The organism is Lysobacter xanthus, assembly GCF_047159895.1.
This window is the reverse complement of sequence record NZ_BAAGAB020000120.1, coordinates 1-3,411: the sequence shown is the minus strand read 5'-3', so window position 1 is coordinate 3,411 and position 3,411 is coordinate 1. Positions and strand designations below refer to the sequence as shown.

Below are 3,411 nucleotides of genomic sequence, written 5' to 3'. Positions count from 1 at the left end.
CCACGGAAGAGCGCGAATACCATGGCAGCCTTACAGAAACGCACAGCTGGCATAGCCGTGTCGGTGCCCTCTAACAAGTCGTCCAAGCCGACGCCGCTTCGCGGCGCGGCTTAACTCAGGTGTTAGGCGCCATGGGCAGCAAAATGGCAATCGTGAAGACAGGTACGTGGCTATACGGCGGCGTAGCCGAAACGCCCGTAGATATCGTCGCCATGGACTGCGACTGGCACTACGAACTAGACAAGGCGGATGGGGTGCAAGACCCGGAGCCACCGCAACCGATGGGCCCAGACGGCGTGCTCTACTACGTTCGGTTCCAACATGCTCTGCAGCCGCCCGGCCCCACGTCGGTAGACTCGTCTGGCTGCGCGAGCATTGAGGAAGCGATGCGCCAGGCCGAGAGTAAGGTACAAGGCGGCGTACGCTGGAATGACTAGCTTGGCGCCTAACAATTCGTCCAAGCCGACGCCGCTTCGCGGCGCGGCTTAACTCAGGTGTTAGGCGGCATGGAAGGCTTCGTAGCTCTCCTCAGAGGAATCAACGTCGGCCGCGGCAATCGTGTGCCCATGGCCGAGCTGCGGCGCATCCTTATTGAGCTTGGCTGTACAGATGTGGCCACCTTGCTCAACAGCGGCAATGCCGTGTTCTGCGCTGTAGGCGAGCCCGCCCAACTGGCGGCAAGGATCAGCGTCGCTCTGGCGCAGCAACTGGCGGTCTCGGTGCCTGTCGTGGTCAAGGCGGCCACAGAATTCTCCGCCGCGTTGAAAGGCAACCCCATCAAGGGCGCGCCCGATCCGTCCAAACTACTGCTGGCGTTTGCCGCCGGGCCCGAGCCCCTGTCGGAGCTTTCCGCTCTTGAGCCGTTGCTGGCCCAGGGCGAGCAGTTTCACGTCGGTCCGCACGCCGCCTATTTGGTATGCCCGGCTGGCATAACCGCTAGCAAGGCCGGCTCGGCCATCTTGGGCAAGCTCGGGCGTGGGGTCACCACGCGCAACCTGGCCACCTGCTTGAAGATCGCGGCCGCACTGTCTAGCTTGCCGCCTAACAATTCGTTCAAGCCGACGCCGCTTCGCGGCGCGGCTTAACTCAGGTGTTAGCGCCCACCACCGGTTAGGGAAGAACGCCGTAGTGGTTTTTCGCGGCTGAGGCGTTCTCGTGCTCCCGACTGCAGCTCACCCTCTTCGCCGGGGTCACCACTCCTACACCCGGCGCCATGCCCTGCAGTTGCGCTCGCGCTTAGCCGCTGCGGCAGGCGTCTCTGGAGGCGCCCACCGGCGCTCGCGCCAGCCACCCGTGGCATTCTTCGCTCCTGGAAGTTAGGGCACGCCCGGCAAGGTCGTGTGGGCTCTAACAATTCGTCCAAGCCGACGCCGCTTCGCGGCGCGGCTTAACTCAGGTGTTAGGGCGCTGGTGGAGCGAATCGATGAGGGGTTGGCCAACAAAAGCGACACTCATCCTCTTGATCGCGACGGCATTTGCAGGCGGCGGTGCACTTGCCAACCGCGCTCAAGAGCTCGAAGAACGTGGCATAAGAGCGACCACAGGCACCATTGAGCGCATTCAATCGGATTGCCGCAGCAGCCGTGGCCGTGGCGGGCTTGCTTTCAAAAGTTGTAGTCAGTTCCCATACGTTCGCTTCTACCCTGGCACTGATAGGCCAGCGTACTTCTTGTCTCGAACAGGCCATGACGAAAGGCCGATTCACGTAGGGCAGTCCGTGCCGGTGGTCTATCTGCCAAGCGACCCCATTCGCACTGCTCGCATATCGGGTCGCGGTCTTGAGCTTGCTATGGTTTTTTTCGCAATTGCCGGGTTTCTTGGAGGTATCGCTCTGCTGTCCCTGGTCGCACACGTTCGCCAGCGCCCTAACAATTCGTCCAAGCCGACGCCGCTTCGCGGCGCGGCTTAACTCAGGTGTTAGCCCTCAGGGTCGGAATCCATGCGCTGGTCGCGAATAGCCATCTCGTCGGTATTACTTGCATCGCTGGGAGCCGCTGCCGTGCTCGCGGTACCGGCGGCTCACTGGTTTAAAGCATCGCGTCGCGCGGAAGCAGAACGTCCTAACCCAGTCGTAGCAACGCCTGCCGAGACGCGGGAAATACTCGGAGCTCTGGTGGAACACGCGCAGTTGGTAGGCCTACCTCCGCCGCCGCCCGAACCAGGCCAGGAAGCTCGTCCGGAACGGAGGCGCACCCTGCTGCTGTCTGATCAGTCGGTCTGCTTCGCTCAAGACCCTGCGCACCTCTGTTCATCCGAGATTGCCGAGCGCTTTAGCGATCCCGAGCTGAGCACAGTTGCACCGCTGAAGCTTCGCCAAGAACTTGTCGTTGCCAACCGCATGCGGAACCAGCTACACCTGTCGGGCATAGGCAACACAGAGGTCATACCATCCGGCGAAATCCAACGACTGTTTAGAACCGGCTGGTGGGAAGACTTCTACAGGGCTCATCCCGGGACCGCCGGTTATGCAGAGATCTCCCAACCGGTTCTTTCCCCAAGCCGCGACCAGGCCCTTATCTATCTAGCGCACCACTGCGACGGTCTCTGCGGTACAGGTACGCTTTACCTGCTGGCTCGCCAAGGTGCGGCTTGGCGCGTCGTCCACGAGGAAATGCTGTGGATCAGCTGAGGGCTAACAATTCGTCCAAGCCGACGCCGCTTCGCGGCGCGGCTTAACTCAGGTGTTAGGCCGCATGGAAATTGTCATGACACTCGTGATCCTCGCAGGCCCCATGCTGGCGCTCGTCGGTTGCATTCTCGCGGTTTACCGCATCGTTGCTTTGGCCCGCGGGGGCCATCCTAAGTCGGCAGTCCGCCTCGCAGCGGTGTCGCTGGCTGTCGGGTTCGCAGGCTATCTGGCTGGCGCTCTCCTAGGTGCATGGGCGCTGTGCTCTCCGGCTGGGGCGAGCAACCTGTGCGGGCTTGGCGGCGTGATCGGCACGGGCCCGCTTATCGCCGGTATTTTGCTCATCGCGTTCTCTCAGCGGCTCGGCAAGCAACACGCTGCGGCCTAACAATTCGTCCAAGCCGACGCCGCTTCGCGGCGCGGCTTAACTCAGGTGTTAGGCCTTTAATCGCGTAATGGAGGTTGCCCATGTCGGTCTCTAGCGCTCAGAAGCCCTGTTCGATCTGCGGGAAGAGCCAGCGGCGTAGTGAGTTCAGCTATGGGAATCGGGAGGACCGCTCCTACTGCAAGACTTGCAACAAACTCGAGCGGCAGGCGTACGCCCGCGGTGGGGCAGCCGCAGCCCAAGCGTTCCGCGAGGAGCAGCGCCGGTTGTGGAAGTAGCGTCCGGCGCAGCGCGCCAGTCGCAGCCTCCGGATACACTGCTGCCTAACAATTCGTCCAAGCCGACGCCGCTTCGCGGCGCGGCTTAACTCAGGTGTTAGCGCTCATGGAAAAGTTGCTGG

At 62.2% G+C, this 3,411-nt stretch carries 3 protein-coding genes; all 3 read left to right on the top strand.

Annotated features, from left to right (window positions below):
• Positions 1–506 precede the first annotated feature (506 nt).
• The 3 genes from ACY35P_RS15150 (at position 507) to ACY35P_RS15140 (ending at position 3,014) form a co-directional block, all read left to right on the top strand.
• A complete protein-coding gene (locus ACY35P_RS15150) occupies positions 507–1,085 on the top strand; it encodes a DUF1697 domain-containing protein (protein ID WP_462116669.1) in 579 nt (192 codons plus the stop codon).
• Between the two features lie 1,028 nt (positions 1,086–2,113).
• Positions 2,114–2,629, top strand: a complete 516-nt coding sequence (locus ACY35P_RS15145; RefSeq protein WP_462116668.1) for a hypothetical protein — start codon at positions 2,114–2,116, stop codon at positions 2,627–2,629.
• A 64-nt stretch (positions 2,630–2,693) separates the two neighbouring features.
• On the top strand, positions 2,694–3,014 hold the full coding sequence (locus tag ACY35P_RS15140; RefSeq protein WP_462116667.1) for a hypothetical protein: 321 nt from the start codon (positions 2,694–2,696) through the stop codon (positions 3,012–3,014).
• The last annotated feature ends 397 nt before the right edge of the window (positions 3,015–3,411 follow it).

Excerpts from the sequence above, each read along its gene's own strand:
- ACY35P_RS15150 (WP_462116669.1), top strand. The coding sequence starts at position 507 with ATGGAAGGCTTCGTAGCTCTCCTCAGAGGAATCAACGTCGGCCGCGGC.
- ACY35P_RS15140 (WP_462116667.1), top strand. The coding sequence starts at position 2,694 with ATGGAAATTGTCATGACACTCGTGATCCTCGCAGGCCCCATGCTGGCG.